At 66.4% G+C, this 24,596-nt stretch carries 26 protein-coding genes; 17 read left to right on the top strand and 9 right to left on the bottom strand.

Features of this window, described 5'->3' with window-relative positions; translation table 11 throughout:
• Nucleotides 1-45 precede the first annotated feature (45 nt).
• Together EZH22_RS32525 and EZH22_RS00215 are read right to left on the bottom strand one after the other, a co-directional pair.
• On the bottom strand, nucleotides 46-276 hold the full coding sequence (locus EZH22_RS32525) for a lyase family protein (RefSeq protein WP_333473656.1): 231 nt from the start codon (nucleotides 274-276) through the stop codon (nucleotides 46-48).
• On the bottom strand, nucleotides 234-1,106 hold the full coding sequence (locus EZH22_RS00215; protein WP_333473655.1) for a lyase family protein: 873 nt from the start codon (nucleotides 1,104-1,106) through the stop codon (nucleotides 234-236). Before EZH22_RS00215 ends, EZH22_RS32525 begins: the two co-directional genes overlap by 43 nt.
• A gap of 404 nt (nucleotides 1,107-1,510) precedes the next feature.
• Here EZH22_RS00215 and pcaC point away from each other — a divergent pair, with 404 nt between their 5' ends.
• Genes pcaC through pcaG form a run of 3 tightly spaced genes read left to right on the top strand, consistent with a single transcriptional unit; the run spans nucleotide 1,511 to nucleotide 3,199 of the window.
• A complete protein-coding gene (gene pcaC / locus EZH22_RS00210; RefSeq protein ID WP_203196302.1) occupies nucleotides 1,511-1,891 on the top strand; it encodes a 4-carboxymuconolactone decarboxylase in 381 nt (126 codons plus the stop codon).
• Nucleotides 1,884-2,609 (top strand): protocatechuate 3,4-dioxygenase subunit beta, encoded by a 726-nt coding sequence (gene pcaH / locus EZH22_RS00205; protein ID WP_231711231.1) that lies wholly within the window; start codon nucleotides 1,884-1,886, stop codon nucleotides 2,607-2,609. Before pcaC ends, pcaH begins: the two co-directional genes overlap by 8 nt.
• Nucleotides 2,609-3,199, top strand: a complete 591-nt coding sequence (gene pcaG, locus EZH22_RS00200) for a protocatechuate 3,4-dioxygenase subunit alpha (protein WP_203193835.1) — start codon at nucleotides 2,609-2,611, stop codon at nucleotides 3,197-3,199. The genes pcaH and pcaG overlap by 1 nt, the downstream gene beginning before the upstream one ends.
• A 164-nt stretch (nucleotides 3,200-3,363) precedes the next feature.
• Here pcaG and EZH22_RS00195 read toward each other — a convergent pair whose 3' ends face one another.
• Nucleotides 3,364-4,728, bottom strand: coding sequence for an ammonium transporter (locus EZH22_RS00195; RefSeq protein ID WP_203193834.1), 1,365 nt, complete (start codon nucleotides 4,726-4,728; stop codon nucleotides 3,364-3,366).
• A gap of 662 nt (nucleotides 4,729-5,390) precedes the next feature.
• Between EZH22_RS00195 and EZH22_RS00190 the strand changes: the two genes are divergently transcribed.
• Complete coding sequence (locus tag EZH22_RS00190; RefSeq protein WP_203193833.1) at nucleotides 5,391-7,022, top strand: GMC family oxidoreductase; 1,632 nt, start codon at nucleotides 5,391-5,393, stop codon at nucleotides 7,020-7,022.
• Nucleotides 7,023-7,033: 11 nt separating this feature from the next.
• Nucleotides 7,034-8,545, top strand: coding sequence for an aldehyde dehydrogenase family protein (locus tag EZH22_RS00185; RefSeq protein WP_203193832.1), 1,512 nt, complete (start codon nucleotides 7,034-7,036; stop codon nucleotides 8,543-8,545).
• 116 nt (nucleotides 8,546-8,661) lie between these two features.
• Here the strand turns inward: EZH22_RS00185 and EZH22_RS00180 are convergent, their stop codons facing one another.
• A complete protein-coding gene (locus tag EZH22_RS00180) occupies nucleotides 8,662-9,474 on the bottom strand; it encodes a helix-turn-helix domain-containing protein (protein ID WP_203193831.1) in 813 nt (270 codons plus the stop codon).
• Nucleotides 9,475-9,798: 324 nt separating this feature from the next.
• On the opposite strand from EZH22_RS00180, the gene EZH22_RS00175 reads away from it, so the two are divergent.
• The 12 genes from EZH22_RS00175 to EZH22_RS00120 all read left to right on the top strand — a co-directional run bounded on the left by EZH22_RS00175 (nucleotide 9,799) and on the right by EZH22_RS00120 (nucleotide 19,858).
• Complete coding sequence (locus EZH22_RS00175; RefSeq protein WP_203193830.1) at nucleotides 9,799-10,410, top strand: ABC transporter permease; 612 nt, start codon at nucleotides 9,799-9,801, stop codon at nucleotides 10,408-10,410.
• Nucleotides 10,411-10,425: 15 nt separating this feature from the next.
• Complete coding sequence (locus EZH22_RS00170; RefSeq protein ID WP_203193829.1) at nucleotides 10,426-11,250, top strand: ABC transporter ATP-binding protein; 825 nt, start codon at nucleotides 10,426-10,428, stop codon at nucleotides 11,248-11,250.
• Nucleotides 11,247-11,672, top strand: coding sequence for an ABC transporter permease (locus EZH22_RS00165; protein WP_203193828.1), 426 nt, complete (start codon nucleotides 11,247-11,249; stop codon nucleotides 11,670-11,672). The genes EZH22_RS00170 and EZH22_RS00165 overlap by 4 nt, the downstream gene beginning before the upstream one ends.
• Entirely contained in the window at nucleotides 11,669-12,004 is a 336-nt protein-coding gene (locus EZH22_RS00160) for an ABC transporter permease (protein ID WP_203193827.1), read from the top strand. The genes EZH22_RS00165 and EZH22_RS00160 overlap by 4 nt, the downstream gene beginning before the upstream one ends.
• Before the next feature lie 35 nt (nucleotides 12,005-12,039).
• The gene (locus tag EZH22_RS00155; protein ID WP_203193826.1) at nucleotides 12,040-12,996 is read left to right on the top strand and encodes an ABC transporter substrate-binding protein; all 957 of its coding nucleotides are present in this window, start codon (nucleotides 12,040-12,042) and stop codon (nucleotides 12,994-12,996) included.
• A 36-nt stretch (nucleotides 12,997-13,032) separates the two neighbouring features.
• Nucleotides 13,033-14,508 (top strand): CehA/McbA family metallohydrolase domain-containing protein, encoded by a 1,476-nt coding sequence (locus EZH22_RS00150; RefSeq protein ID WP_203193825.1) that lies wholly within the window; start codon nucleotides 13,033-13,035, stop codon nucleotides 14,506-14,508.
• A gap of 33 nt (nucleotides 14,509-14,541) precedes the next feature.
• Nucleotides 14,542-14,859: a 2Fe-2S iron-sulfur cluster-binding protein gene (locus tag EZH22_RS00145; protein ID WP_203193824.1), complete on the top strand. Its 318-nt coding sequence runs from the start codon at nucleotides 14,542-14,544 to the stop codon at nucleotides 14,857-14,859.
• Nucleotides 14,856-16,085, top strand: a complete 1,230-nt coding sequence (locus EZH22_RS00140) for an NAD(P)/FAD-dependent oxidoreductase (RefSeq protein WP_203193823.1) — start codon at nucleotides 14,856-14,858, stop codon at nucleotides 16,083-16,085. The genes EZH22_RS00145 and EZH22_RS00140 overlap by 4 nt, the downstream gene beginning before the upstream one ends.
• A gap of 27 nt (nucleotides 16,086-16,112) precedes the next feature.
• Complete coding sequence (locus tag EZH22_RS00135; protein ID WP_203193822.1) at nucleotides 16,113-17,450, top strand: aromatic ring-hydroxylating dioxygenase subunit alpha; 1,338 nt, start codon at nucleotides 16,113-16,115, stop codon at nucleotides 17,448-17,450.
• A 38-nt stretch (nucleotides 17,451-17,488) separates the two neighbouring features.
• Nucleotides 17,489-18,943: a glutamine synthetase family protein gene (locus EZH22_RS00130; RefSeq protein ID WP_231711230.1), complete on the top strand. Its 1,455-nt coding sequence runs from the start codon at nucleotides 17,489-17,491 to the stop codon at nucleotides 18,941-18,943.
• Between the two features lie 52 nt (nucleotides 18,944-18,995).
• Nucleotides 18,996-19,436 carry a YidH family protein gene (locus EZH22_RS00125; RefSeq protein WP_333473654.1) on the top strand — a complete coding sequence of 147 codons (441 nt, stop codon included), beginning with the start codon at nucleotides 18,996-18,998 and terminating at the stop codon, nucleotides 19,434-19,436.
• Nucleotides 19,437-19,525: 89 nt separating this feature from the next.
• Nucleotides 19,526-19,858, top strand: coding sequence for a DUF202 domain-containing protein (locus EZH22_RS00120; protein WP_203193821.1), 333 nt, complete (start codon nucleotides 19,526-19,528; stop codon nucleotides 19,856-19,858).
• Nucleotides 19,859-19,914: 56 nt separating this feature from the next.
• Here EZH22_RS00120 and EZH22_RS00115 read toward each other — a convergent pair whose 3' ends face one another.
• The 5 genes from EZH22_RS00115 to EZH22_RS00095 form a co-directional block, all read right to left on the bottom strand.
• Nucleotides 19,915-20,880, bottom strand: coding sequence for a carbon-nitrogen hydrolase family protein (locus tag EZH22_RS00115; RefSeq protein ID WP_269902902.1), 966 nt, complete (start codon nucleotides 20,878-20,880; stop codon nucleotides 19,915-19,917).
• A 5-nt stretch (nucleotides 20,881-20,885) separates the two neighbouring features.
• Nucleotides 20,886-21,515, bottom strand: coding sequence for a flavin reductase family protein (locus EZH22_RS00110; RefSeq protein ID WP_203196299.1), 630 nt, complete (start codon nucleotides 21,513-21,515; stop codon nucleotides 20,886-20,888).
• Nucleotides 21,516-21,776: 261 nt separating this feature from the next.
• Nucleotides 21,777-22,832: an ABC transporter substrate-binding protein gene (locus tag EZH22_RS00105; protein WP_203193819.1), complete on the bottom strand. Its 1,056-nt coding sequence runs from the start codon at nucleotides 22,830-22,832 to the stop codon at nucleotides 21,777-21,779.
• A 3-nt stretch (nucleotides 22,833-22,835) separates the two neighbouring features.
• Complete coding sequence (locus EZH22_RS00100) at nucleotides 22,836-23,678, bottom strand: ABC transporter ATP-binding protein (protein ID WP_203193818.1); 843 nt, start codon at nucleotides 23,676-23,678, stop codon at nucleotides 22,836-22,838.
• Between the two features lie 10 nt (nucleotides 23,679-23,688).
• A complete protein-coding gene (locus EZH22_RS00095) occupies nucleotides 23,689-24,534 on the bottom strand; it encodes an ABC transporter permease (RefSeq protein ID WP_203193817.1) in 846 nt (281 codons plus the stop codon).
• Between the last annotated feature and the right edge of the window lie 62 nt (nucleotides 24,535-24,596).

The following is a 24,596-nucleotide window of genomic DNA, read 5'->3' as shown; positions in this document are numbered from 1 at the left end:
CGCTGCGCGGCCGCGACGCACGGCGCGGTCGGCCCCGCGTCGCGCTCAGGTCGGGGCGGGAAAGCGCAGGGCGCCGAGCAGGGCGAGCGCCGTGCGGGTGGCGGCGCCGGCCGCCACGACGAGCTGGGGCAGGATCATCCACTCCAGCGTCCAGGCGGCGCCGGAGCGTTCGTTTTCATGCACCAGGGCCTGGTCGAGCCCGCCCTGGAGCACGGCGGAAAAGCGCGCGAGCGTCACCAGGACCTCGGCGCCGACCGGGTTGTTCTTCTCCGGCATGGCGGAGGAGCCACCGCCCCCGCAATGGTCACCTCGCCCACCTCGTTCTGCGCCATGAGCGCGATGTCGGCGCCGAACTTGCCGAGCGTCCCGGCGATGAGCGTGCACCAGTGACCATAGGCGGCGATGGCGTCGCGCTCGGCGTGGGTGGCGCGCGCGGCGGTCGCGAGGCCGAGGCGGACGGCAACGCCGGCCGCCACCGCGTCGGCGGCTTCGCCGAGCTCCGCCCGGTTGCCCACCGCCCCGCCGAGCTGCACCCGGAAGAGGTCCGCCGCCACCGCCGGGAACCGCGCCTGATGGCGGACGAGGGGATCTTGCCACCCGGCGATCTTGTGGGCGAGGGTGATCGGCCGCGCCCGCTGCATCCGCGTGTGGCCGGCGAGCACGAGGTCGCCCGACGCGGCGGCAAGCTGGTCAAAGCCGACGACGAGCGCGTCCAGCCGCGCCAGGAGGATCTCGGAAGCCGCCTTAAGCCGCGTGAAAAGGCTGGTGTCGATCACGTCCTGGCTGGTCGAGCCCCTGTGCACGAAGGCGGCATGGGGCTCGCCCACGGCCGTCCGGAGCCGGCGCACGAAATCCGGGACCACCACGCCGTCGCGGGCCACGGCCGCGGCAAGGTCCGCCGGAGCGAGGAGGAGGGTGCGCGCCGCATCCGCAATGTCCGCCGCCGCCGCCTGCGGGATGACGCCGGCCTCCGCCTCGGCCTCGGCGAGCGCCGCCTCGAAGCGCAGCATGGCGGCCAGATCCGATGCGGCCGTGAAGTGCGCTGCCACTTCGTCATCGCCCAGCAGTGTTCCGAGGAACGGATGTTCGAATACGGACGCGCTCATGGCGTTACCTCGCGGGCGGTGAAGGGCCGGGCAAACTCCACTTGGCCGCCCCCTGCCGTCAAGGTCGTGCAGGCGTTCGGTTTCCGGTGTCTGGTCGTGCGTCCCGTTTCTTGGGGCGCGTATCAGTCGTTCCGCCGCCACGCGCCACCTCGGCGGGGCGAGGTGCAGCGCCTCCGCGGCACGGTTCATTGGGCATACATATCAAAATTGACATGTTAAAATGCGAAAATATCATTTTCCATGACGAAAATCGTATGAAACTTTCGTCCTCCTCGATGGAGGCTTGATGGGTCGTGGCCGCGAGGCCGCGCGCGATTTTTCACGCATGCCTTCATCCGCCGCCCTACGAAAAGGAACCCGCCGTGCCTTCCCTCTCCGACCGCTCCTTGCTCTGGACCAGCGGAATGGCGACGCGCCGCGCGGTGCTTGGGGAGGCCCATGTGGACGCGGCGGAGACGGGCACCACCGCCCTGGACGAGGACTTCCAGACCTTCATCACCGAGGGCGCCTGGGGTTCGGTGTGGGCCCGGCCGAACCTGACAAGGCGCGAGCGCTCCATGATCACCATCGCCCTCCTCGCCGCCCTTGGCCATGACGAGGAGGTGGCCATGCACGTGCGCGCCACCCGCAACACCGGCGCCAGCGCCGAGGACGTGGCCGAGGCCCTCATGCACGTGGCCGTTTATGCCGGCGTGCCGGCGGCGAACCGCGCCTACAAGATCGCCAAGACCGTCTATGCCGAAGCCCGGGACGATACCAAACAACAGGGAGGAAACCATGATTGAGACGGGGGATTTCATCCGCCGCGACCGCAACCGGCATCCGCCCGCCTTCACCCCGGGCTACAAGACCAGCGTCCTTCGCTCGCCCCGCTGCGCCCTCGTGTCCCTGGAGCAGGGCATCGGCGAGAGAAGCGGGCCCGTCTTCCCCCGCTCCGGCCTCGACCCGCTGGACAACGACCTCATCCGCAACTTCTCCCATGGCGGCGAAGCCATCGGCGAGCGCATCGTGGTGCACGGGCGGGTGCTGGACGAGACCGGCCGGCCCGTGCCCAACACCCTCATCGAGGTGTGGCAGGCCAATGCCGGCGGCCGCTACCGCCACAAGAACGACAGCTATCTCGCCCCCCTCGACGACAATTTCGGCGGCACCGGCCGCTGCATGACCGATCCGGAAGGCCGCTACTTCTTCCGCACCATCCGCCCCGGCCCCTATCCCTGGCGCAACCATGGCTCCGACTGGCGCCCGGCGCACATCCACTTCTCGCTCTTCGGCGAAGCCTTCGTGCAGCGGCTGATCTCGCAATTCTACTTCGAGGGCGACCCGCTCATTCCTTTGTGCCCCATCGTGAACACCCTGCCGGACAAGGCGGCCATCGAAGCGCTCGTCGCGAGGCTCGACATGGGCCAGCAGATGCCGTTCGACGCCCTGGCCTTTCGCTTCGACATCGTGCTGCGCGGACGCCGGCAGACGTTCTTCGAGAACAAGAGGGAGGGGCTGTGATGCCGGTCGCCTATCTGAAGGAGACGCCGTCCCAGACCGGCGGTCCCTACGTGCATATCGGAACCGTGCCGGCGGTGGCCGGGCTTCCCGTCCGCACCCAGGAGGACCTCTCCGTCATCGCCCCGGGCGGTGTCCCGGGCGAGCGCATCCGCATCGAAGGCATGGTCTGGGACGGCTCGGGCCACCCGGTGAAGGACGCCCTGATCGAGCTGTGGCAGGCGGACGCCGAAGGCCGCCACGACAATCCCGGCTTCCTCGGCTTCGGCCGCGCGGCCGCGGATTTCGCCACCGGCCTGTGGTCGTTCGAGACCATCAGGCCAGGGGTGCTGCCCTGGCGCGACGGCCGGCCGCAGGCGCCCCACGTCTCGCTTCTGATTTTCGCCCGCGGCATCAACATCCACCTGCACACCCGCATGTACTTCTCCGACGAGGCCGAGGCGAACGCCGCGGATCCCGTGCTGAAGGCCATCGAGCAGGCCGGGCGCCGCGAAACCCTGGTGGCCCGGCGCAGCGAGCCGGAGGGGGCCGTGATCTATCGCCACGACATCCGCCTCCAGGGCGAGAATGAGACCGTGTTCTTCGACATGTGAGCGCGATGAGCCGACCGCCGTCATCCCCGACGGATCGGCGAGGGCCGGCCCTCGCCGTCGGGATGGCCTCCTGCGAAAGACTGCGGCACCCGAAAGTGCCGCAGTTGCTTGAAGGGACAATTCCGCGACGGCAACAGCCCCCTCCACGAGACCTTCCGGGTGGATCAGGCAGCCTCGGGTGCGGGGGTGAGGCCTGCCAGCTCGCGCGATGGAACTTCGGACACCTGCCAGATGGACGGGTCGAGGCCGCGCACCTCCTGCTCGTGCGACACGCGCAGGCCCACGGTCTTCTCGATCAGGTAGGTCACGATGAAGGCGGTGACGGCGGTCAGCGCCACGATCACCACCAGTCCCAGCACCTGCATGCCGAAGCTGACGGCGGCATGCTGGAACGCGAAGGCGCCTTCCTTGATGCCGAAGAACCCGCCCTGCGGCACGCCGGCCCCGACGATGCCCGCCATCAGAACGCTGTAGATGGACGGGCCGAGGGCGAGCGGCGCCACCTTCGGCTCGTCGATGCCCGCCGCCTTCAGCAGGCGCTCGCCGCCGGCCAGGATGAACGGCCCGGCCAGCGCGATGGCGAAGGCCTGCCACGGCATGGCCACGTCGAACAGCGCCGAGCAGGACACGTAGCCCGCCACCGGTCCGAGCAGGATGAAGGCGGGTTTGCGCATGCGGTAGGCGAGAAAGCCGCCGGTGAGCGCGCCGCCGGCGAAGGACATGAAGACGTTGGTGAAGACGATGCCGAGGCCGGAGGTGGCGAGCGTCGGGCCGAAATAGCCGGCCTCGGGCACCAGGAAGCCGCAGCCGATGACGAACATGGGAATGGCGAGCAGCAGCAGCAGCACGCCCACGGTGAGCAGGGAGAAATGCCCGGGCGCGGAAACGCCGCCATGGCGCGGTCCGAGGCGCCAGGCAAGCACCACGGCCCAAACGCCCACCACCATGTAGAGGCAGTATGCGCCGACGAAATCATGCAGCCCCGCATTGGTGAGGGGGCTCGCGGAGCCATAGGTGAGATAGGCGGCGACCGGCACCACGATGGCGCCGACCACGGCGGATGTGATGTAGTTGGCGCCGGCCTTCAGCCGCTCCAGCCCCGCGCCCTGGATGAGGACGGCGGTCAGCCCGGCGAAGGCGAAGAAAAACACGCTGAAGATCTGGAAGGTGTCGGCCTCCGCAACCGCCTTGGGATCGATGTTTTGCGAAAAATGCAGCAGGTTGTTGCCGAAGATGGACCAGTCCTTGATGGCGGCCGAGAGGCTGTCGGGCACACCGAAGGCCTGATAGTACTGCCAGTTCCAGATGCCATACCCCACGACCATGAAGGCGGCGCCGCTGATGAAGGTGCAGAGCACCTTCTGGACGATGGTGTCGATAAGGTTCTGCCGCTTCACCAGCCCGGCATCGATCAGGATGATCGCCGCCACGCCGAGCATCACGCCCACGGTGGCGAAGGCATAGAAGAAGGCAACGAGATACTGGTGTGTCGCGACCTGTTCTGGGAACGTCTGCAATGGTGTCGTCATCTTCAGGTCCCCGCGGCTCGATGCGAATAGGTGACGTGCGCCAGACCGCGGAAGCGTCTCTCGCGGTCCGCTGGGGGCTGAGAAAAGCACGGCGCTCCCCCGCGAGAACATCTAGCAAGGCCCGTACCATTCATTTTTATACAAACGTTCTTCGCGTCGCCGGTACGGTCGTCGGCAGCCATATTCCTGGACGGATCGCACGAAAAGTCTGCGGCCCGGCCACGAACAGCGCGTTGAAGGCAATGGATTTGCTGCAGATCAAATCGATGCGCCGAGCACTGCCGAAAGACGGGCGAGGAAAGGCGAAGGACCTCCCGCCGCCCGCCGGCAGGGGTTGGCAATCCGCGTGCCGCGTTCGGGGCGATCGGTATCTTTCTCATTTGTATGCATATGAAATGGGCACAAGTCGTGCGACAATGATGAAGCAGTATTCATGTGACCCAAGGTCATTGGAAAAGTGAATTCGTCGACATTTTGGCGCGAATGGTATCCCGGCCTTGGTCATTGCTGGAGCGGCGCCGTCCCGCTTCTCCGCGGCCGGTCACGCCGGCCTGGATTGTTCGTATAGAAACGAATGGCACGCCCCTTGCTGCACAGGCGAGGGCAACAGACCCGAAGGGTTCGGCCGCACGTTGCGGCAGGGCTTCGCCAAGGAGCAGAGCATGAGCACGGACGCGACGATGCTGGCAGGACTGAAAGTCGACCGGGAGGTGTTCACCGAGCAGGTGCGGAGCAGCTACGACTTCATTGTGTGCGGCGGCGGGTCCGCTGGCTGCGTGGTGGCGCGGCGGCTCGCCGAGGTCCCCGAGGTCAGTGTGCTGCTGATCGAGGCAGGGGGCAGCGATCGGGTGCCATCGGTGATCGATTCGACCCAATGGATGTGGAACATCGGCACCGAGCGCGATTGGGGCTTCAGGGCCGCGCCCTCGCCTACGGTGAACGGGCGTACCCCGCTGTTGCCCATGGGCAAGGTCCTGGGCGGGGGCTCCAGCATCAACGGCTCGGTCTGGGCGCGCGGCCACAAGCATGATTTCGACCGCTGGGCGGAGGCCGCCGGCGATCCTGCGTGGAACTACGAATCCGCGCTCGCCATCTATCGCCGCGTCGAGGACTGGCAAGGACCGAAGGACACCCACCGGCGCGGCTCGGGCGGCCTTCTCAACATCCTCCAGCCCGAAAATCCGATCCCGCTGGTGGCCGGCCTCATCGAGGGCGCGGTGGGCATCGGCATTCCCTATGTGGAGGACATGAACGGCGCCGCCATGGAAGGGGAGGGCGGCTGCGGCCTGCCCAACGTGCTGGTGCAGGACGGCAACCAGCGCGTCTCCATGGCCGCCACCTACATCCATCCCTATATGGACCGGCCCAACCTCGCCGTGCTGCTGTGCGCGGAGGTGACGAAACTGGAGTTCGTCGGCAAGCGCGTCACCGGCGTGTCGTTCCTGCGCCGTGGCCGGCACTATACGGTGAGCGCCGACAAGGAAGTCGTTCTCTCGCTCGGCGCCATCAATACGCCGAAGCTGCTCATGCTCTCCGGCATTGGCGACGCGGCCGAGCTCCACGCCCACGGCATCAACGTGATGCAGCATTTGCCGGGGGTCGGCAAGAACTTCCAGGACCACATCTTGCTCGCCGGCTGCTGCTGGGAATACATCACCCCCGAGCCGCCGCGAAACAATGCGGCCGAGTTTGTCTTCATCGCCAAGAGCGATCCTTCCCTCAAGACGCCGGATCTCATGCCGGTGCTGGAGGAGACGCCCTTCGGCTCGGAGGTCACCGCCAGCCAGTTCGACCTGCCGGTGGGGACCGCCTCGGCCTGGACGCTGGCGCCGGGCCTGGCACGCCCCGACAGCCGCGGCCGGGTGCGGCTCGCCTCCTCCAACCCCTTCGACAAGGCCATCATCGAGGCCAACTTCCTCGCCACCGAAACCGACATGAAGGCCATGCTCCGCTGCGTGGAAATGTGCCGGGAGATCGGCAATTCCATCGCCTGCGCGCCCTACCGCAAGCGCGAGGTGATGCCGGGCCCCCTCAAGGGCGCGGAGATGGAGAACTTCATCCGCAACGCGGCTGGCACCTATTTCCACCAGAGCTGCACCTGCAAGATGGGCCGGGACGAGATGTCGGTGGTGGACGGCGCCCTGCGCGTCTACGGCATCGACGGCCTGCGCATCGCCGATGCCTCCATCATGCCGGACATCTCCACCGGCAACACCATGGCGCCCACCGTCATCATCGGCGAGCGGGCAGGAGAAATCATCAAGGCCCATTACGGCCTCGCGGCCGTGGCCTGAGGAGCGCTCCCATGACCACCGACACCCTGACGAAGCCCTCGGGCATCGCGCTCCTGAAGACCGCCGCCGCCACCTTCGTGCCGGGGCCGCATCGCATGCTCATCGGCGGGGCGTGGCGCGACGCCGCCTCCGGCGAGACGATCCCCGTGGAGGATCCCGCCACCGGCGAGGTCATGACCTCGGTGCCTGCCGGCGGGGTGCAGGACGTGGACCTCGCCGTCACCGCCGCGCGGCGGGCGCTGGAAGGCCCTTGGGCCAGGATGACGGGCCTCGAGCGCGGCAAGCTCATCAGCCGCTTCGCCGCGCGCCTTGAGGAACTGGCCGACGAGCTCGCCGAGATCGAGGCCATCGACTGCGGCAAGCCGGTGGCCTATGCGCGCTACGTGGACGTGGGCCTTTCGGCGACCACCTACCATTACATGGCGGGCTGGGCGAGCAAGATCACCGGCGAGACCGTGGGCGTCTCCACTCCCGGCGACTTCCATGCCTACACGCTGCGCGAGCCGGTGGGCGTGGTGGCGCAGATCGTGCCGTGGAACTTCCCCCTGGTGCTCACCGCCTACAAGCTCGCGCCCTCGCTGGCGGCGGGTTGCACCGCCGTCATCAAGCCGGCGGAGCAGACCCCGCTCAGCACCCTGCGCCTCGCGCAGATCATCGAGGAGGTGGGGTTCCCGCCCGGCGTGGTGAACGTGGTGACGGGCTACGGCGCGACCGCCGGCGCCGCCCTCGCCGAGCATCCGGACGTGGACAAGGTAGCCTTCACCGGCTCCACCGACGTGGGCAAGATGGTGGCCCGAGCCGCCACCTCCAACCTCAAGCGGGTGACGCTGGAGCTGGGCGGCAAGTCGCCCATGGTGGTGTTCAAGGATGCGGACTTGGACCGCGCCATTCCGGGGCTCGCCTCGGCCATCTTCTTCCACCAGGGCCAGGTCTGCACGGCGGGCTCGCGCCTCTTTGTCCACCGCTCCATCCACGATCGGGTGGTGGAGGGCATCGCGGCGGAGGCGGGCAAGCTGGTGATCGGCCATGGGCTGGAGCCGGACACCACCATGGGTCCTCTCATTTCCGGACGCCAGCTGGAGCGGGTGATGGGCTATCTCGACCAGGGCATGGCGGGCGGCGCGGAGATGGTCACCGGCGGCGGGCGCATGGGCAATGGCGGCCACTTCATGGAGCCCACCATTCTCGCCGGCACCAACGCGGACATGGCGGTGGTGCGGGAGGAGATTTTCGGGCCGGTCCTGTGCGTCATGTCCTACGATGACGAGGACCTCGACGCCGTGGCGAAGGCCGCCAACGACAGCCCCTTCGGCCTGTCCGCCAGCGTGTGGACGCGGGACCTCTCCACCGCCCACAAGATGGCGAAACGGATCAAGGCCGGCAGCGTGTGGATCAACATGCACCACTTCTTCGATCCGGCCCTGCCGTTCGGCGGCTTCAAGCAGTCCGGTTGGGGGCGCGAGCAGGGCGCGGACGCCATCCGCACCTTCACAGAGGTCAAGTCGGTCTGCGCCGCGCTATAGGTTTCGTGGTGCATGCCGTGCGGCCGATGAGCGAGCCTCATCGGCCGTTGGTATCGGGGGGCGCCCCCCGACCGGAGGGAACCGCAAGGCGGGTCGCCCCCTGGTTGGATCGCGTGCTAGGCCTGAAGTTCGATGCCGCTTGACGCTATCAGCATCTCCGCCTTGGCCACCGCAGCCTTGATGTCATGCAGATGCCGCTCCACGAACTCCTCGACCGAGAGCGCGCGCGCGAACCAGGTCGCGCTCAGGCAGGCCGCCACACGAGCGCCTTGGAAGATCGGCAGTGCGAGCGCCTGCATGGAGGCTCCGTGGCCGCTCCCGGGCGCGACATATCCCGGCTCCCGCACCCCGAATCCGTCGCTTCTCACTTTCTCCACCAGCCTTGCGACGGCCTCTCGCTTGCGGGACTGGGTGTCGTAAGGATCGAGGGACAGGCGCAGTCGCGTGAGCAGCGCTTCGCGCTCCGGCTCTTCCATAAAAGCCAGATAGACCCTGCCGACCGCCGATTGCAGGATATGAACGCGGTGGCCGGCCCTGACCAGGGGAAAGGGAAAAGGCGACTGGCGCCGTGTCGTCTCGCAGACCGCCATGCGGTCCCCGTCCAGCACTGCCACGTCGGTCGGCCAATCCAGCTGCGCCATGAGCTCGACCTGGGAGGGCGCGATGATGTCGGCCATCAGCGTGAGCTGCGCGAAGTTCCGGGAGACTCCGGGGCTGATCGAGCTGATGCGATAGAGCCCGTCATTGAGCCAGCGGCGGACATATCCCTCCTCTTCCAGCGTGGCCAGGATGCGCAGGATCGCCTGGCGGGAAATGTGCGTTTCCTGGTGGAGCTGGTTGAGCGAGGCGGCACCCAGGCGGTTGATCGCCGAAAGCACATGCAACCCGCGAGCGAGGGAGCGGATTGTGTCTGATCGTTCGGTGGTCACGACGCGCAATCCCTATGCACTCGCATGCCCATGATAGGCTCATTTTTGTAGATCGGCGTTCTGAGCGTTCCGCCTGGCGGAAAGTTTAGCAATACCAATGTTGCGATCCAAGGGTTCGGCGCATCATCTTCAATATTCGCGGTGTCAAGGCACCGGCAGTTCGATGGCGGAGCGTGGCAGGTGAATTGCCTCAAAAAAAGAGCTTCGGGCCTCCTTCTTGTCTGCGCGATGTTGCTCGCGTGGGAAATATCGGCCCGAATCTTTTTCCCGGGAAGCCGTTCGTGGCCCCCCGTTTCCGATGTGGTGGTCACGCTCGCATGGAGAATGGTCGACGGCCAGATCCTTACGGCCCTCGGCGAGAGCATTCTCCGCATGTCATCGGGCTTCGTGCTCGGCTCCCTGGCCGGGGTTGCCTGCGGACTTGCGATGGGCCTGTTCGCTCCGCTGCGGTGGACGATCGGAACGGTCGTCGAAGCCCTGCGGCCGATCCCGGCGGCGGCAATTATTCCTCCCCTGATCTTCATTCTGGGCATCGATAACGCGCTCAAGATATCGATCATCAGCCTCGCAGTATTTTTCCCGGTCGTGGTCAATACATTGTCCGGAACGCTTTCCATTGATCCGACCTTGCTCGACGTCGCGAGGACATTCCGAATTTCCCGGACGTCGACCCTGCTGCGCGTGGCCCTGCCTGCGGTCCTGCCCTATGTGTTTACGGGAATGAGAACTGGTATTTCCATCGCTCTTATCACGACCGTCGTTGCGGAGATGATCGCTGGATCGGGTGGAATTGGATACTACATCTTAAATATGCAGTATGCGATGCGTCCAAGCGAAATGTATGCGGGAATTTTAGCGCTCGCAGCACTTGGGTACGCGACGAATGCCTTGTTCAGAGCCTGGGAAATGCGTGTCCTGCACTGGGCGCATCTTTAGTCGGGAGTGTGGAAGATGAATGCTCAGAACATTACCCCGCGCGGCCAAGCGGTAGCTCAGCACACTCTGATCTCCATCGAAGCCGTCAGCAAGGGCTATGGAACAGGCAATGCCAATCTCGCCGTCGGCAGTGTCGACCTCCAGGTGGGGCGGGGCGAATTCCTTTCGATCGTCGGCCCGAGCGGCTGCGGAAAATCGACGTTGCTGAAGATCATTGCGGGCCTCGTTCCCCAGAGCAGCGGAACGATCCTCATCGATGGCCGACCCGTGCAGGGGCCTCCGGCCAAGCTCGTCTACCTCTTTCAGCAATACGCGAAATCGCTGTTTCCCTGGCTGACCGTGGAGCAGAACGTGGCCTTTGGCCTCGACCCCACGGTGGCGCGCTCCAAAGCCGAGCGACATGCGCGGTGCATGGATCTGCTTGGGAAAGTCGGCCTTGCAGCGAGCGCGCAGCTCTATCCATATCAGCTCTCCGGAGGCATGCAGCAGCGCGTGGCCATCGCCCGCGCCCTGGCCGCGGACCCGAAGGTGCTGCTGCTCGACGAGCCCTTCTCGTCGGTCGACGCCCTCACTCGGCTCGAGCTTCACGACCTGGTCCTGAGCCTCTGGGAAAGCACCGATCTGACCGTCGTGCTGGTGACGCACGATGTGGAGGAGGCGATCTACCTTTCCGATCGCGTCGCCGTTCTGGGGCCTCGCCCGTCCACCGTCACGCACAGTTATCACACCGATCTGCCGCGGCCGCGCGATCCCGTCGCCACACCGGCAATGGAGCGCTACCAGCTGCTGCGCATCGAGCTATTGGAACGCCTTCTGTCGGGACGGAGGCCGAAGCCATGAGCCGCTACGCTTTCCTCGTCGGAGGCGGGTTCGTCGTCGTTCTGCTCGCCTGCGCGGAAATGGCGGTGCGGGGAGGCTTCGTCAGCCCCTACATGGCGCCGGCCCCTTCCCAAGTCGCGCTCACGCTCGCCTCGATGTTCTCGGAGGGGCGCGTGCTCGCCCCGCTCGGGCAAACCCTGGGCCTGCTGCTGGCCGGATTTACCCTGGCCTGCGTGCTTGGCATTGCATTGGGACTGGCCATGGGCGCGGATGAGCGCGTCTACAATCTCTTCGATCCCCTGGTCGAAATCATCCGCCCCATACCCAAGCCGGCCCTCATTCCCCCGCTGATGCTGTTTCTCGGCTTTGGCGCCGAGATGAAGATCGTCATCATCACCATGGCGGCGTTTTTCCCCATCCTCATCAATACGATCGGGGGGTGAAGACGATCGACCCGGTGGTGCTGCAGACGGCCCGGACCTTCCGGGTTGGACCGGCGCGGACCATCTTCCAGGTCATTCTGCCGAGCGCCACGCCGATGATCCTCGCCGGGGCGAGGGTCGCGCTGGGACTTGCCCTGGTCGTCGCCATTCTCGGCGACATGCTTGCCAGCAATGGCGGGCTCGGCTTCGAGATCGTCGACATGCAGAGAGCGTTCATGCTCCCGGAAATGTACGCCTGGGTCGTTGTCGTCTCGCTTCTCGGTCTCCTCCAGGCGTTCTTGTTTCACCGGCTGGAGAGCTGGCTGACATTCTGGGCGCGTAACAACGCCTGATCGAAACACATTCAAGAAAATGAGCGGGGACCGTCATGCTTCGTCGATCAGTCTTCTTTGCGATCATCCTTCTCCAGGCCCTCGTCACGCAGGTCCATGCGGCCGAGAAAACGGCTCTGAGAGTCAGCCTGATCCCCATCTTCGACATCATTCCCTTCCAGGCGGCGCAGACGCAGGGCTACTTCGCCGACCAGAACCTCACCCTTGACGGCACGCCGTCGCAGGGGGGCGCCCAGGGGATTCCGGCGTTGCTCGCCGGGAGCGTGCAGATCGCATTCACCAATGTGGTTTCCGTCCTTCAGGGCCTTGAGCGCGGATTGCCCCTGCGGATCATCGCACCCGCCCAGGAGACGATCGGAACCCCGCCCGACAGCGCGGGACTGGTGACGCTCGCCGCATCCGGCATCACTTCCGGTGCGGATCTCTCCGGCAAGCGCGTTGGCGTCAACACGCGCAACAACATCATCTGGCTCTATGCCCGCTCGTGGATCGACCAGAATGGCGGCGATTCACGCGCCGTGAACTTCGTCGAGGTGCCTTTCCCGCAGATGCCCGACGCGTTGCTGAACGGCCGGATCGACGCCGCCATGGTGAGCCAGCCCTACCTCGGCGATCTCCTTCAGGACAAGGCGGTCAAGGCCTTGGGGTGGCCCTATTCCGCAGGCGGCCTGCGCACGGCCACCTCCGTTTACGTGGTCACCGAGCGCTTTGCCGCCGAGCATCCCGAATTGATTTCAGCTTTCGTCGCAGGGCTGCGGAAGGGAATCGCGTGGAGCAACGAGAACTTCGGCTCGGATGCCTATATTTCCATGGTCTCTGGATACACCTCGATCGAGCCGGAGAAAATCAAGGCGATCGTGAAGCAGGCGCGCTGGAAGTTTCCGGATGTCGTGAATGTTGAATCCGTCCGGCGCACCATGGAACTGATGATCCATTACGGAACACTGAAAGCGCCGATCGACATCAACGCCGCCATCATCGCGGCACGCTGAATCGAGATTTCGATTCGCAAATACGAGCGTAGCAGAATGACAAGCGATTATCGTATCGTTTTCGGCGATATACACAACCATAACGCGCATGGGTATGGCAAGGGTAGTATCGAGCGCAGCCTCGATATCGCCCAAACTCACCTGGATTTTTTCGCCTTCACCGGTCATTCCAGTTGGCATGATCTTGAAGTGAACACGGATGGGCGCTTCAAGCATTTCACCGATGGCTTCGCACGTCTCGCCGAAACCTGGCCTCGCGTGCAGCGGGCGATCGCGGACGCCAACCGCCCCGAAGAATTCGTGGCTTTTCTTGGGTTCGAATGGCACTCGAATACATATGGAGACCAGTGCGTTATCTTTTCCGATGACGACCGCCAGATGTGCTATGCCCAGGATATCGAAGGGTTGCGTGCGTTTGCCCGCCAGAACGGTGCGCTTCTGGTTCCGCATCATGTGGCGTATCCGCGTGGATGGCGGGGGCTCAACTGGGATGAATACGATCCCGCGCTCGCCCCTGTCGTCGAGATCTACTCGATGCACGGCTGCTCGGAGAGCGACCACAGCCCGTTTCCGATGAAAATCGGTTCCCCCGGTGGCCGGTCCACCACCCAGACCATCGAACACGCGCTGAGCCGGGGCCTGCGCTTCGGCTTCACCGCCTCGACCGACAATCATCGCGGCTTTCCCGGCGCATGGGGCGAGGGGGTGATGGCCGCGCTGGTGGGCGATCTGAGCCGCGGCGGGGTGCTGGACGCCATTCGCAACCGGCGGACCTATGCGCTCACCGGCGACCGGATCGAGATCGACTTCACCGTCAACGGCGCGCTCATGGGCAGCGAAATCTCCGCCACCGACACGCTCGATGTCGCCTACGACGTGCGTTGCCGTGACACCATTGACCGGATCGAGCTCGTCCTCAACAACGAGGTCGTCGCGGTCGATTGTCCGGCCGAGAGGGCGGGAGCCGGACGCGATCCGGTTCAGCTCCGCATGGAGTGGGGCTGGGGTCCGTGGGGGGATCTCGGAGCGTCCCGGGTGGTGGATTGGGAGTTCGATCTGCAACTGACCGGCGCGCGCCTCCTGCGGCATTTCCCCTGCCTCACATCGGGGCCCTTCGACGAGGACCGCCGCCACCGGCTGTCCCGGAAGGAGGATGGGCTGCACATCGTGTCGTACACGTCGCGGAAGGACGCATTTCTCAACAATCCCAACCAGGCCGTCGTTCTGGAGGTTCTGCCGGAACCCGACGCCGAACTCTCGGTGGAGCTTCGCGCCCCGGCACCGATGCAGCGCCGCTTCCGCATCGCCGACCTGCTGCAGCGGTCGGCGGAAGTGCACACCGGCGCGTACCCTTGCGAGAGCTTTCAGCTTCACCACGCTGTCACTCAATCGCAATCGCACATGAAGAAGGAGCATACGCTCGCCGCGTCGAAGCAACCATCCTTCCTCTACCTGAGAGTGACGCAGAAAAATGGGCAGATGGCGTGGACGAGTCCAGTTTTCATTGATTGACGAAGGGTCCAGAGGCATCTGGAAGGACCGGACATGAACAAGACGGTGACACTGATCTTCGAGCGGGCGGACGGCTCGCGAACCAGCACCGAGGCGCGGATCGGCGGATCCGTGATGGAGGCGGCCGTCCTCGGCGGCATTCCGGCCATCGAAGGCGAGTGCGGCGGATGCCTGTCCTGCGCCACCTGCCATGTGGTGGCACCCGAAGGCCTGCGGGAGGTGGGAGACGATGAAGACGCCATGCTCGAAGGCACCGTCGTTGCGCGGCGGCCGGGAAGCCGCCTCGCCTGTCAGATCCCGGTGACCGCAGAACTGTCCGGCGCCGTCTTTTGCATTCCGGAGGAGCCATGACGGCCGGCCGCGTCATCATCGTGGGGGCCGCCCATGCCGGGGTGCAGACGGCCCAGACCTTGCGCCAGGAGGGCTGGCGCGGCGAGGTGATCCTGTTCTCCGGCGAGGCCGGCTTCCCCTACCATCGCCCCCCTCTCTCCAAGGGCCTGCTGGCCGGCGGCGAGGCCGCGCCGGTCTTGCTGAAGCCTGAAGGCTTCTACGACAAGAATGGCATTGAACTGCGGCGCGGAACCCGGGTCTGCGGGCTCGATGCCACCGCGCGGCGGATCGAGGCGGGCGGAGATGCGATGGGGTATGACCATCTCATCCTTGCGACCGGCGCCGGACCGCGGCGCCTGGCCGGCACGTCCGCGCACAACATCGTCTACCTGCGCGCGTTCGAGGATGCGCTGACGCTGCGCTCCGCCATTTCGGCGCGCCGGCGCCTCGTCATCATCGGTGGCGGCTTCATCGGCCTCGAGGTCGCAGCCGCGGCGGCCGCGGCCGGTTGCGACGTCAATCTTGTCGAGCGCGCGCCACGCCTTCTCGCCCGGTCGGTGCCGCAGGAAATCTCCGACTTCATCGAGGCCCGCCACATCGGCGCCGGCGTACATATCCACAAGGGCGTCGAGGCGTTCGAGATCGAGGAGCGCGACCAGCGGGCGATCGCCGTCCATCTGCGGGGCGGCGGCAGCCTGCCCTGCGACATCGTTCTGGTGGGGATCGGCAGCGAGCCGGATCTTTCTCTCGCGCACATGGCCGGCCTCGAAACCTGCCTGGGGGGCATCCGCGTGGACGATCGCATGCGAACCTCCGTCGCCGGCATCTCCGCGGTGGGCGACTGCACCGCCTTTCCGTCGGCTCTCGCTTCGCAATATGTCCGTGTGGAATCCATCCAGAACGCGGTCGACCAGGGGCGTGCCGCCGCCCTCGATCTGCTCGGCAAGGGCACGCCTTACGGGAGCGTGCCGTGGTTCTGGTCGCACCAGTTCGACCTGAAGCTGCAGATGGCCGGTCTGCCATGCGACGGCCGGACCCTCGTGCGCGGTGAGCCGGGCTCCGGGAAGTTCTCGGTGCTCACGCTGCAGGGCGACCGCATCCGCGCCGCCTATTCCATCAACGCTCCGGCGGACCACATGGCCACGCGCCAACTCATCGCCGAAGGCGCCTTGCTCGACCCGGAGGGTGCCGAAGACGCCACCACGCCGCTTGGCGCCTGCCGCCGCATCGCCGCCCCGGCCGCCTGACCGCAACGGATTTCGAAGGAGAGACAAATGATCAGCGAAGCCCTCAATGTGAGCTTCACCCGCGTGGGTCCCGGCTCCGATGCCGGCGAAGTCCTGCGCCGGTACTGGCAGCCTGCCGCGCTTGTCGATGAACTCGCCGGCAATCGCCCCGTGGTGCCCGTGCGGCTGCTGGGCGAGGAACTGGTGTTGTTCCGCGACGCAGAAGGCAAGCTCGGCCTCATCGGCCGCCATTGCCCCCACCGGGGGGCGGACATGTGTTTCGGGCGGCTGGAGGACAACGGACTGCGCTGCCCGTTCCACGGATGGCACTTCAACCGGAATGGGCAGTGCGTCGAGCAGCCGGCCGAACCGGAGGGCAGCCGAAGCCATGAGATGATCCGGACCAAGAGCTATCCGGTCATCGAAAAGAGCGGGATCATATTCGCCTATATGGGTCCGGGCACGCCGCCGGCCTTTCCCGACTTCGACTGCTTCCGGGCGCCCGACACCCACGTCTTCGCCTTCAAGGGGCTGTGGGAGTGCAACTGGCTGCAGGCGATGGAAGTGGGCATCGACCCGGCGCATGCGAGCTTTCTCCATCGCTTCCTTCAGGATGAGGATCCGGCGGCGAGCTACGGCAAGCAGTTTCGCGACACCGCCGCGGACACCGAGATTCCGATGACCCAGCTGCTGCGTGATTATCCGCGTCCGGAGATCCGCGTGGAAGAAACCGAATATGGTCTGCGGCTGCTGGCGCTGCGGCACATGGGCGATGGCAAAACCCATGTGCGCGTCACCAACCAGATCTTCCCCGAGGCCATCTGCATTCCCATGTCGCGCGAGATGACCATCACCCAGTGGCACGTCCCGGTCGATGACGAGACCTGCTACTGGTATTCGATCTTCACCAGCTTCGGTGCGCCGGTGGACAAGGCGCTGATGCGGGAGCAGCGGCTGCGGGAACACACGTTGCCCGACTATGCGCCGGTCAAGAACAAGCGCAACAGCTATGGCTACAATCCCGAGGAGCAGGGAAGCATCACCTACACGGGCATGGGCCTCGACATCAATGTTCACGATCAGTGGGCGGTGGAAAGCATGGGGCGGATCCAGGACCGCACCGAGGAACATCTTGGAAAGTCGGATATCGGCATCATTCGGTACCGCAAGATGCTGCGTCAGGCGATCGAGGCCGTAAAGCAGGGCGACACGACGGCCCTGCCGATGATGCAGGACGCGCTGAACCATATCCAGGGTCCGGTGTCGACCGACGCGATCGCAAAGGACGGGGCATGGGAGCGGGCGTGGCTGGAATCCGATGCGGACCGCCGGACGCGCTGCAGCTGGGACGCCAGCCTTTCCCTCGACGCCGGAGGGGCGGCATAGCCGCTCCCTTTCCGCCGCCCGCTTGATCTGGAGGTCACATGACGATCGCAACCTGCGAGAGCCGCCTGCTATCGGGGAATCTGGCCAGGATGGGACTCCTGGACCCGAACGCGGTGAAAACCGCGGCTGAGGTCATCGCCTCGACGAAAGACAGCCGACTGGAGACCGTGCGGATCCTTTTCGCCGACCCGCATGGGCTGCTGCGCGGCAAGACGCTGGCGATCGATGCGCTCGAGTCGGTCTTCCGCTCGGGCATGACCGTCCCGTCCACGTTGCTGCTGAAGGATACGTCGAACCGGACGGTTTTCCCGGTCTGGTCCGGCGAGGCCGGGCCCCTGAATGGTGCCGGCGACGTGCTTCTCGTGCCCGACCCGACCACGTTCCAAAGGCTGCCGTGGGCCCACCATTCGGCCTGGATGTTCTGCGATGTGATCTTCAAGTCGGGCGCCGAAATTCCATTTGCGCCGCGCACGATCCTGAAGAACGCCGTCCGGGCGCTGGCCGAAAAAGGCTACGCCCTGAATGTCGGCCTTGAAGTGGAATTCCACGTCTTCCAGGTCGACGAGGAACGACTTCGCCATTCGGACGCGGGCTTGCCCGGCGCGCCGCCGGCCACGCGTCTCCTCGCCCAGGGATACCAGTTTCTTTCGGAAACGCTTTATGACCGGCTGGAGCCGGTGATGGACGAGCTGCGGCGCCACTGCCAGGCGCTGGGCCTCCCGCTCCGGTCCACGGAAGTCGAAATGGGGCCAAGCCAGTTCGAGTTCACCTTCGATCCGGATTCGCCCCTCGCCCACGCCGACAACATGATGCGGTTTCGCGCGCTCGTGAAGGAAGTCTGCGCCCGCCGCGGGCTCCACGCCACGTTCATGTGCCGGCCGCGCGTCGAGAATTGCGCGGCGAGCGGCTGGCACTTGCACCAGTCATTGACCGACGTCGCCTCGGGCAGGAATCTGTTCATCCCCGACGTGGACAACGTGCCGACAGCGCTGGCGAGCCACTGGATCGCGGGCCTTCTCGCCCATGCCGAGGAGAGCTGCATCCTCACGACGCCGACGGTGAACGGCTACAAGAGATACCAACCCTTCCAGCTCGCGCCAGACCGAATCCAGTGGGGCCTCGACAATCGCGGGGCGATGATACGCGGCCTGCTCAACGCCGGCGATACGGCAAGCCGCATCGAGAACCGCGTGGCGGAGACGACGGCCAACCCGTATTATTTCTTCGCCTCCCAAATCCTGTCCGGCTTGTCCGGCATCGAAGACGAGCTTTGCGCTCCCGCCCCGTCCGAAAACCCCTATGCCTCGGATGCGAAAGCGCTTCCGCCGAGCATGATCGCTGCGATCGAGGCTTTTGAATCCGGATCTCTCTACAAAAAGAGACTGGGGGAAGGCTTCGTCTCCTACATCTCCACCCTCAAGCGCGCGGAATGGCTTCGCTATTTGCGCACGGTGTCGGAGTGGGAGCATGATGAATATTTCTCGATGTACTAGATTGTTTCAAGCTGATCGAGGTGCTTGGCCGATCTTGATCGCTTGAAACACCATGGCGTGGCTCGCCTATCCAGTCGTCATCCCCCAGCTTTTCATCCTCAGGACACCTGCTTCCGCCATGACGCCTTCGCTCAAGCCCGCAACGCCCCTGAAGTGGTGGCAATTGGGGACGCGGCCCGACTACCGCTTCTCTCTCGCCAATGAGCGGACCTTCCTGGCCTGGATCCGGACGGCCCTGGCGCTCATCGCTGGGGCGATCGGCATCGATCAGTTCGCGTCGCATCTGGGCTCGCCGCAGATCCGGGCGGTTCTTTCCCTCGTTCTTTTCTGTGCAGGCGGCGTGCTGGCCGGGACGGCGTACCGGCGCTGGGCTCGGGCCGAGCAGGCGATGCGGCATGAGGCGGATCTGCCGCTCAGCTCGCTTCTGCCCCTGCTCACGGTCTTCACGACCCTGTTCGCCGCCGGGCTGGCGGTCCTGATGCTCGTGCACTAGAGGGCGATTTCCCGAGCAGATTGCATCCATTCGCGCGGGGAATCGCCCCCTCGCTCTCAGATCGAGAACGCGTTCTCTGGGTGGTTGGCATGCGCGTGGACCGGGGAGCTGACAAGGGACTGCAGCCCGAGCGTACAGGCCTCGCCTGGTCACGCACCGGGTTCGTCATGATGCTCGTTGCGCTGCTGAGTGTCCGGATGGGCATGGGGCGCAGCAGCCTCCTGCATCTTGCGGCCGCTGCGCTGGCCGCCACTGCTGCACTGGCATTGTTCCGAACAAGCAGGCTCCGAACCTTTCTCAATCCCGGCGATGAGGAAGCATTGATCCGCACTCGCATCAGGATGATCGGCGCCACCAGCGGCGCCGTAATCGCTATGGCTATTCTTCATATGGCGGCCGTCTTGCGCCACCTTTTTGGCTGAGACGAGCCACCTGCCCCGACGGATTGGCGGCTCGGCCGGGGTCTGCTCTTCCCCGTCTACGCCTTGCCGCCGGCGCTGATTTCCGACCTTCCGCCGTCAGTCAGCGCCACCACCGGGAGCTGCGGGGCTTCGTCGACGGCGAGGCTGAAGAGGTCGGGCCGGGCGTAATGGCCGACGGGGTCGAAATCGAGCCGGGCGCCGAGCAGGTCATCCAAGTCGATCTCGGCCGTCAGGATGCCTTCCTGGTCGACCAGCGGGCCGGCCAGCACCTCGCCGAGCGGCCCGACGATGACGGAGCGGCCGTGCATCATCCACTCGTCCGGGGCCGCGTCGATGCGGCTCGCATAATCGTCCGGGAAATCCGACCGGCGCATCACCTGGCAGGCGCCGACGACGAAGCAGCGGCCTTCCATCGCCACGTGCTGCATGGTGGAAACCCAGGTTTCGCGGTCGTCGGCGGTCGGTGCCGCCCAGATCTGGACGCCCTTGGCATAGTAGGCGGCCCGCATCAGCGGCATGTAGTGCTCCCAGCAGATCGCCCCGCCGATCCGGCCGAGGGGCGTGTCGACCACCGTCAGCGTCGAGCCGTCGCCGAAGCCCCAGACGAGCCGCTCGGAACCCGTCGGCATGACCTTGCGGTGTTTGCCGAGGAGCGCTCCGGGGCCCACGTACAGCGCCGTGCAGTAGAGCGTCCCGCCGTCGCGCTCGATCACCCCGATCACCGCGTGGATGTCGTGCGCCTCGCAGGCGGCGGCGAGCTGGTCGACCTCGGGCCCGGGCACGGTGATGGCCCCGCGCACGTAGCGGGCGAAGTCCGCCCGGCCCTCGGGCGTGCGCCGGCCGATGGCGCAGCCGAAGTCGAGCCCCTTGGGATAGCCGCCGATGAAGGCCTCCGGGAACACCGCGAGCCTGGCGCCGGTCGCGGCCGCGTCGGCGATCAGCGCCACCGTGCGCGCGGTCGCGGCCGCGCCGTCGAAGGGAACGGTTGCGGCCTGGACCGCGGCCACCTTGATCCTGGACATCTCGCTCATTCCTTGTGATGCGCCGCGCCGCCATCCTGTCCGCCATGCCACAGCGGACGATGGAGGTCGAAGAGGTCGCGGGTGCGGGTATAGGCCGAGGCGCCGTGCATCCGCCCGACGAGGTCGAGGGCGGCAACATCGACGCGCGGCCGTTCGGGATCGCCGGCGAGGACCCGCCGGTCGTAGTGGGCGTGCAGCACCTCTCCCACCGCCAGGAGCTGGCCGGGACCGGTCTCCAGGAGGTGGGTGAGGCGGCATTCGAAGCCGACCGGGGACGCGGCGATGCGCGGCGGCCGGACGGCGAGGCTGGGCACGGTGGCAAGCCCGGCGAGGGCGGTCTCGTCCACCTCCGGCGGGGCGTCGACGCAGGTGGCGTTCATCGCCTCCGTCAGCGCATGGGGCACGAGGTTGACGACAAACTCGCCGGTGGCGCGGATATTGGCGGCGGTGTCCTTGGGCCGATCCGCCCGCGCCAGGATGCCGAGCGCGACCACCGGCCGGTCGGCGCCGAAGAGGTTGAAGAAGGAATAGGGGGCGGCATTGACGATGCCGTCCGCGCTCGCGGTGACGACCCAGGCGATGGGGCGCGGCATGATGGTCGAGGCCAGGAGCCGGTAGCGCGCGTCGGCGGGCATGGCGCCGAAATCGAAATGGCGGGTGGCCGCCGTCGCGCTATCCGCGGGACCATCGCGGCCTCCTTGCGTTCCCCGGCCGGGGAACGCGCCGGCCCCGTGGTCGCGGAGCCCGCCTGCCGAATGTGCCGGATTTTCGGTCATGTCTGTCCTGCTGCGCCCCGCCCGCGGCGGGCCGGGGCGGGGCGACGTGGGGCGGTGTGGGGATGGCGCGCCGCACGCCCCGGGCGCGCCATCGGGAGCATCGGAGATGGGCGAGCCGGCTCAGGGGCGGATGATCTTCACGCTTTTCACGTCGAAGCCGCTGGCCGCGGCCTCCTTGTCGACCTCACCGGCGATCGTCGTGTTGACGAACTTGGGCACGTCGGGCACCCGCGGCAGCAGCTTCGCCTCCACGCCCCACTTCGCCAGCGTCTCCATCTTGGCGATCTGCGCCGGCGAGAGCGTCGCCTTGATGTCGGTGAAGGACTTGGCGCTCCAGGCCGGGTCGTAGCTCGACGCCTTCTGGAGCACCGCCTCGGGGATGTTCTTGGCCGGCTCCAGCGAGCGGAACCAGCCATTGACCAGCTCGTTGTTCTGCGCGGCGAAGAACAGGGCTTGCGAATTGGCCAGCAGCAGGCGCTTCAGCACCTGCGGCTTCTGCTGGAGGAAGCGGTTGTTGGCCGAAAGCACGATGACCGGCGTGAGGTTCTGCGAGACGACCTGCGCATGGCCGGTGCTCTCGAAATAGCTGACGAACGGGTCGTAGGTGAAGAAGGCGTCGATCCGCTGGGCGCCCACCGCGTCGGCGAGCTCCGCCGGGCCGACATTGACGAAGGTGACGTCCTTGCCCGGCACGAGCCCGGCCTTCAGCACGGCTTCCTGCGCGTTCTGGAATGCGGTGATGCCGAACGTCCCGTAGACCTGCTTGCCCTTGAGGTCCTCGATCTTGGTGATGCCGGACTTCTTCGTCGTCAGCACCGCCGAGCGGAAGAGCGCCTGCGAGGAGACGGTGGTCACCGGCGCGCCGATGGCCATGGTGGTCACCGCCGCGAAGTCGGAGAGGGTGCCCACGTCACCGGCGCCGGAGACCAGCGCCTCGGTGATGGCGGGGGAGGCGGCGAGCTGGATCATCTCCATCTTGAGCCCGTTGCGGGCGGCGATGTCGGTCCGCATCAGGACATGTGCGATCTGGGCCGACACGGTGGTCGTGTTGAACCAGCACATCCGGACCACGTCGCCCTCCTGGGCGCGCAGGATCGAGGGCGTCGCGAGCGGGAGGGAGGCGGCGAGGCCAGCGGCGAGCTGGCCGAAGCGGCGGCGCGAGATACCTGAGGTCACGGATTATTCCCCTTTCTGCCATTCCGGCTTGAGCGTCTCCCACAGGTCGTTGACCGTGGAGACGAACCATGGGTCGGACCGCATCTCGGCCGTGCGCGGCCTGGGAAGCGGCACGAGAACCTCCTCGCGCACCCGGCCCGGCCGGGGGCTCATCACCACCACCCGGTCCGCCAGGAACACGGCCTCGTCGATGCCGTGGGTGACGAAGATCACCGTCTTGCCGGCCTCCGAGGAAATGCGCGCGATCTCCTCCTGCAGCAGCACGCGGGTCTGCGCGTCGAGCGCGCCGAACGGCTCGTCCATCAACAGGATGTCCGGATCGGGGGCGAGGGCGCGGGCGATGGCGGCGCGCTGCTTCATGCCGCCGGACATCTGGTGCGGATACTTGTCCTCGAACCCGGTGAGGTGAACGGTGGCGATCAGCGCGCGGGCGATCTCGGCGCGCTCGGCCTTCGCCATGCCCTTCGCCTTGAGGCCGAACTCGATGTTCTGCTGCACCGTCATCCAGCCGAACAGCGCATAGTCCTGGAACACCACCGTGCGCGAGGCATCGGGCCTGGCGATCGGGCGGCCGTCCTGGAGGATCTGCCCGCTCGATGCCGCCTGGAACCCGGCGATGATGCCGAGCAGGGTCGACTTTCCGCAGCCGGAGGGGCCGAGCAGCGAGATGAACTCGCCGCGGCGGATGCGCAGGCTCACGCCGTCCAGCGCGACGACGGGATCGTCCGAGGCCTTGGTGCCGTAGACCTTGCCGACATTGCGGATGTCGATCTGGATGTCGTCCGGCGTCGTCTGGGGGGCCTGGGCCCGGAGGGACGGGGAGATGCGTGCGGCGGTCGCGGCCATGGCTCGTTCCTCAGTTGCGCTCGGAGGGCGCCCAGGCGTTCACGCGACGCTCGATCCGCTCGAGGATGGCGGACATGGCGAAGCCGACCAGGCCGATGGTGACCATGCCGGCCACCACGTTGTTGATCTGGAACAGCATGCGGGACTGCTGGATCAGGTAGCCGAGCCCCGTCTGCGCGGCGATCAGCTCCGCCGTGACGACGCACATCCAGCCGACGCCGAGGGCGATGCGGAGGCCCGGCAGGATGATGGGGAGCGAGGCCGGGATCAGCACATCCCAGAACAGTTGCCAGGGCTTGGCACCGAGGCACAGGGCTGCGTTCATCTGGTTGCGGTCGAGGCCGCGGACGGCGGTGTAGGTGGCCACGAAGGCCGGAAAGACGGCGCCCAGGAACACCAGGAAGTAGGAGGCCGCGTCGCCGAGCCCGAACCACAGGATGGTGATCGGGATCCAGGCCAGCGGCGGGATCGGCCGCAGCGCCTCGACCACGGGCCGCACGAAGTCGGAGACCGTCCGCCACCAGCCGCAGACGAGGCCGAGCGCCAGCCCGGCGATGCAGGCGAGAAGGAAGCCGACGGCGACGCGCTGGAGGCTGGCGCCGAGATGAATCCAGAGGGAGCCGTCGAGCGCGAGGTCCCACAGCGCCTGCGCCACGGCGAGGGGCGAGGGGAGCAGGAAGCCGTCGACGATGCCCAACCCCGACACCGCTTGCCAGAAGGCGAAGAAGGCGGCGAGGCCGAGGCCCGCGCGAACCGACCCGTTGGCGAGGAGCCGCGCCAGCGGCAGGGGCCTGGCTGCGGACTTACGTTGGGCCGGCGCCGCAGCCAGGGCGCCCGCATCGGCTCTCGCTTCCATCAGGACATCCTCCTTCGCGTCGCCCGCCGAGGGCTCGTTCATGCATTCAGGCATGTGGACAA

It is taken from the genome of Xanthobacter dioxanivorans, assembly GCF_016807805.1.
Taxonomy (GTDB): domain Bacteria; phylum Pseudomonadota; class Alphaproteobacteria; order Rhizobiales; family Xanthobacteraceae; genus Xanthobacter; species Xanthobacter dioxanivorans.
Note: the sequence above shows the minus strand (reverse complement) of the source record. Positions and strands in the feature narration are given on the sequence as shown.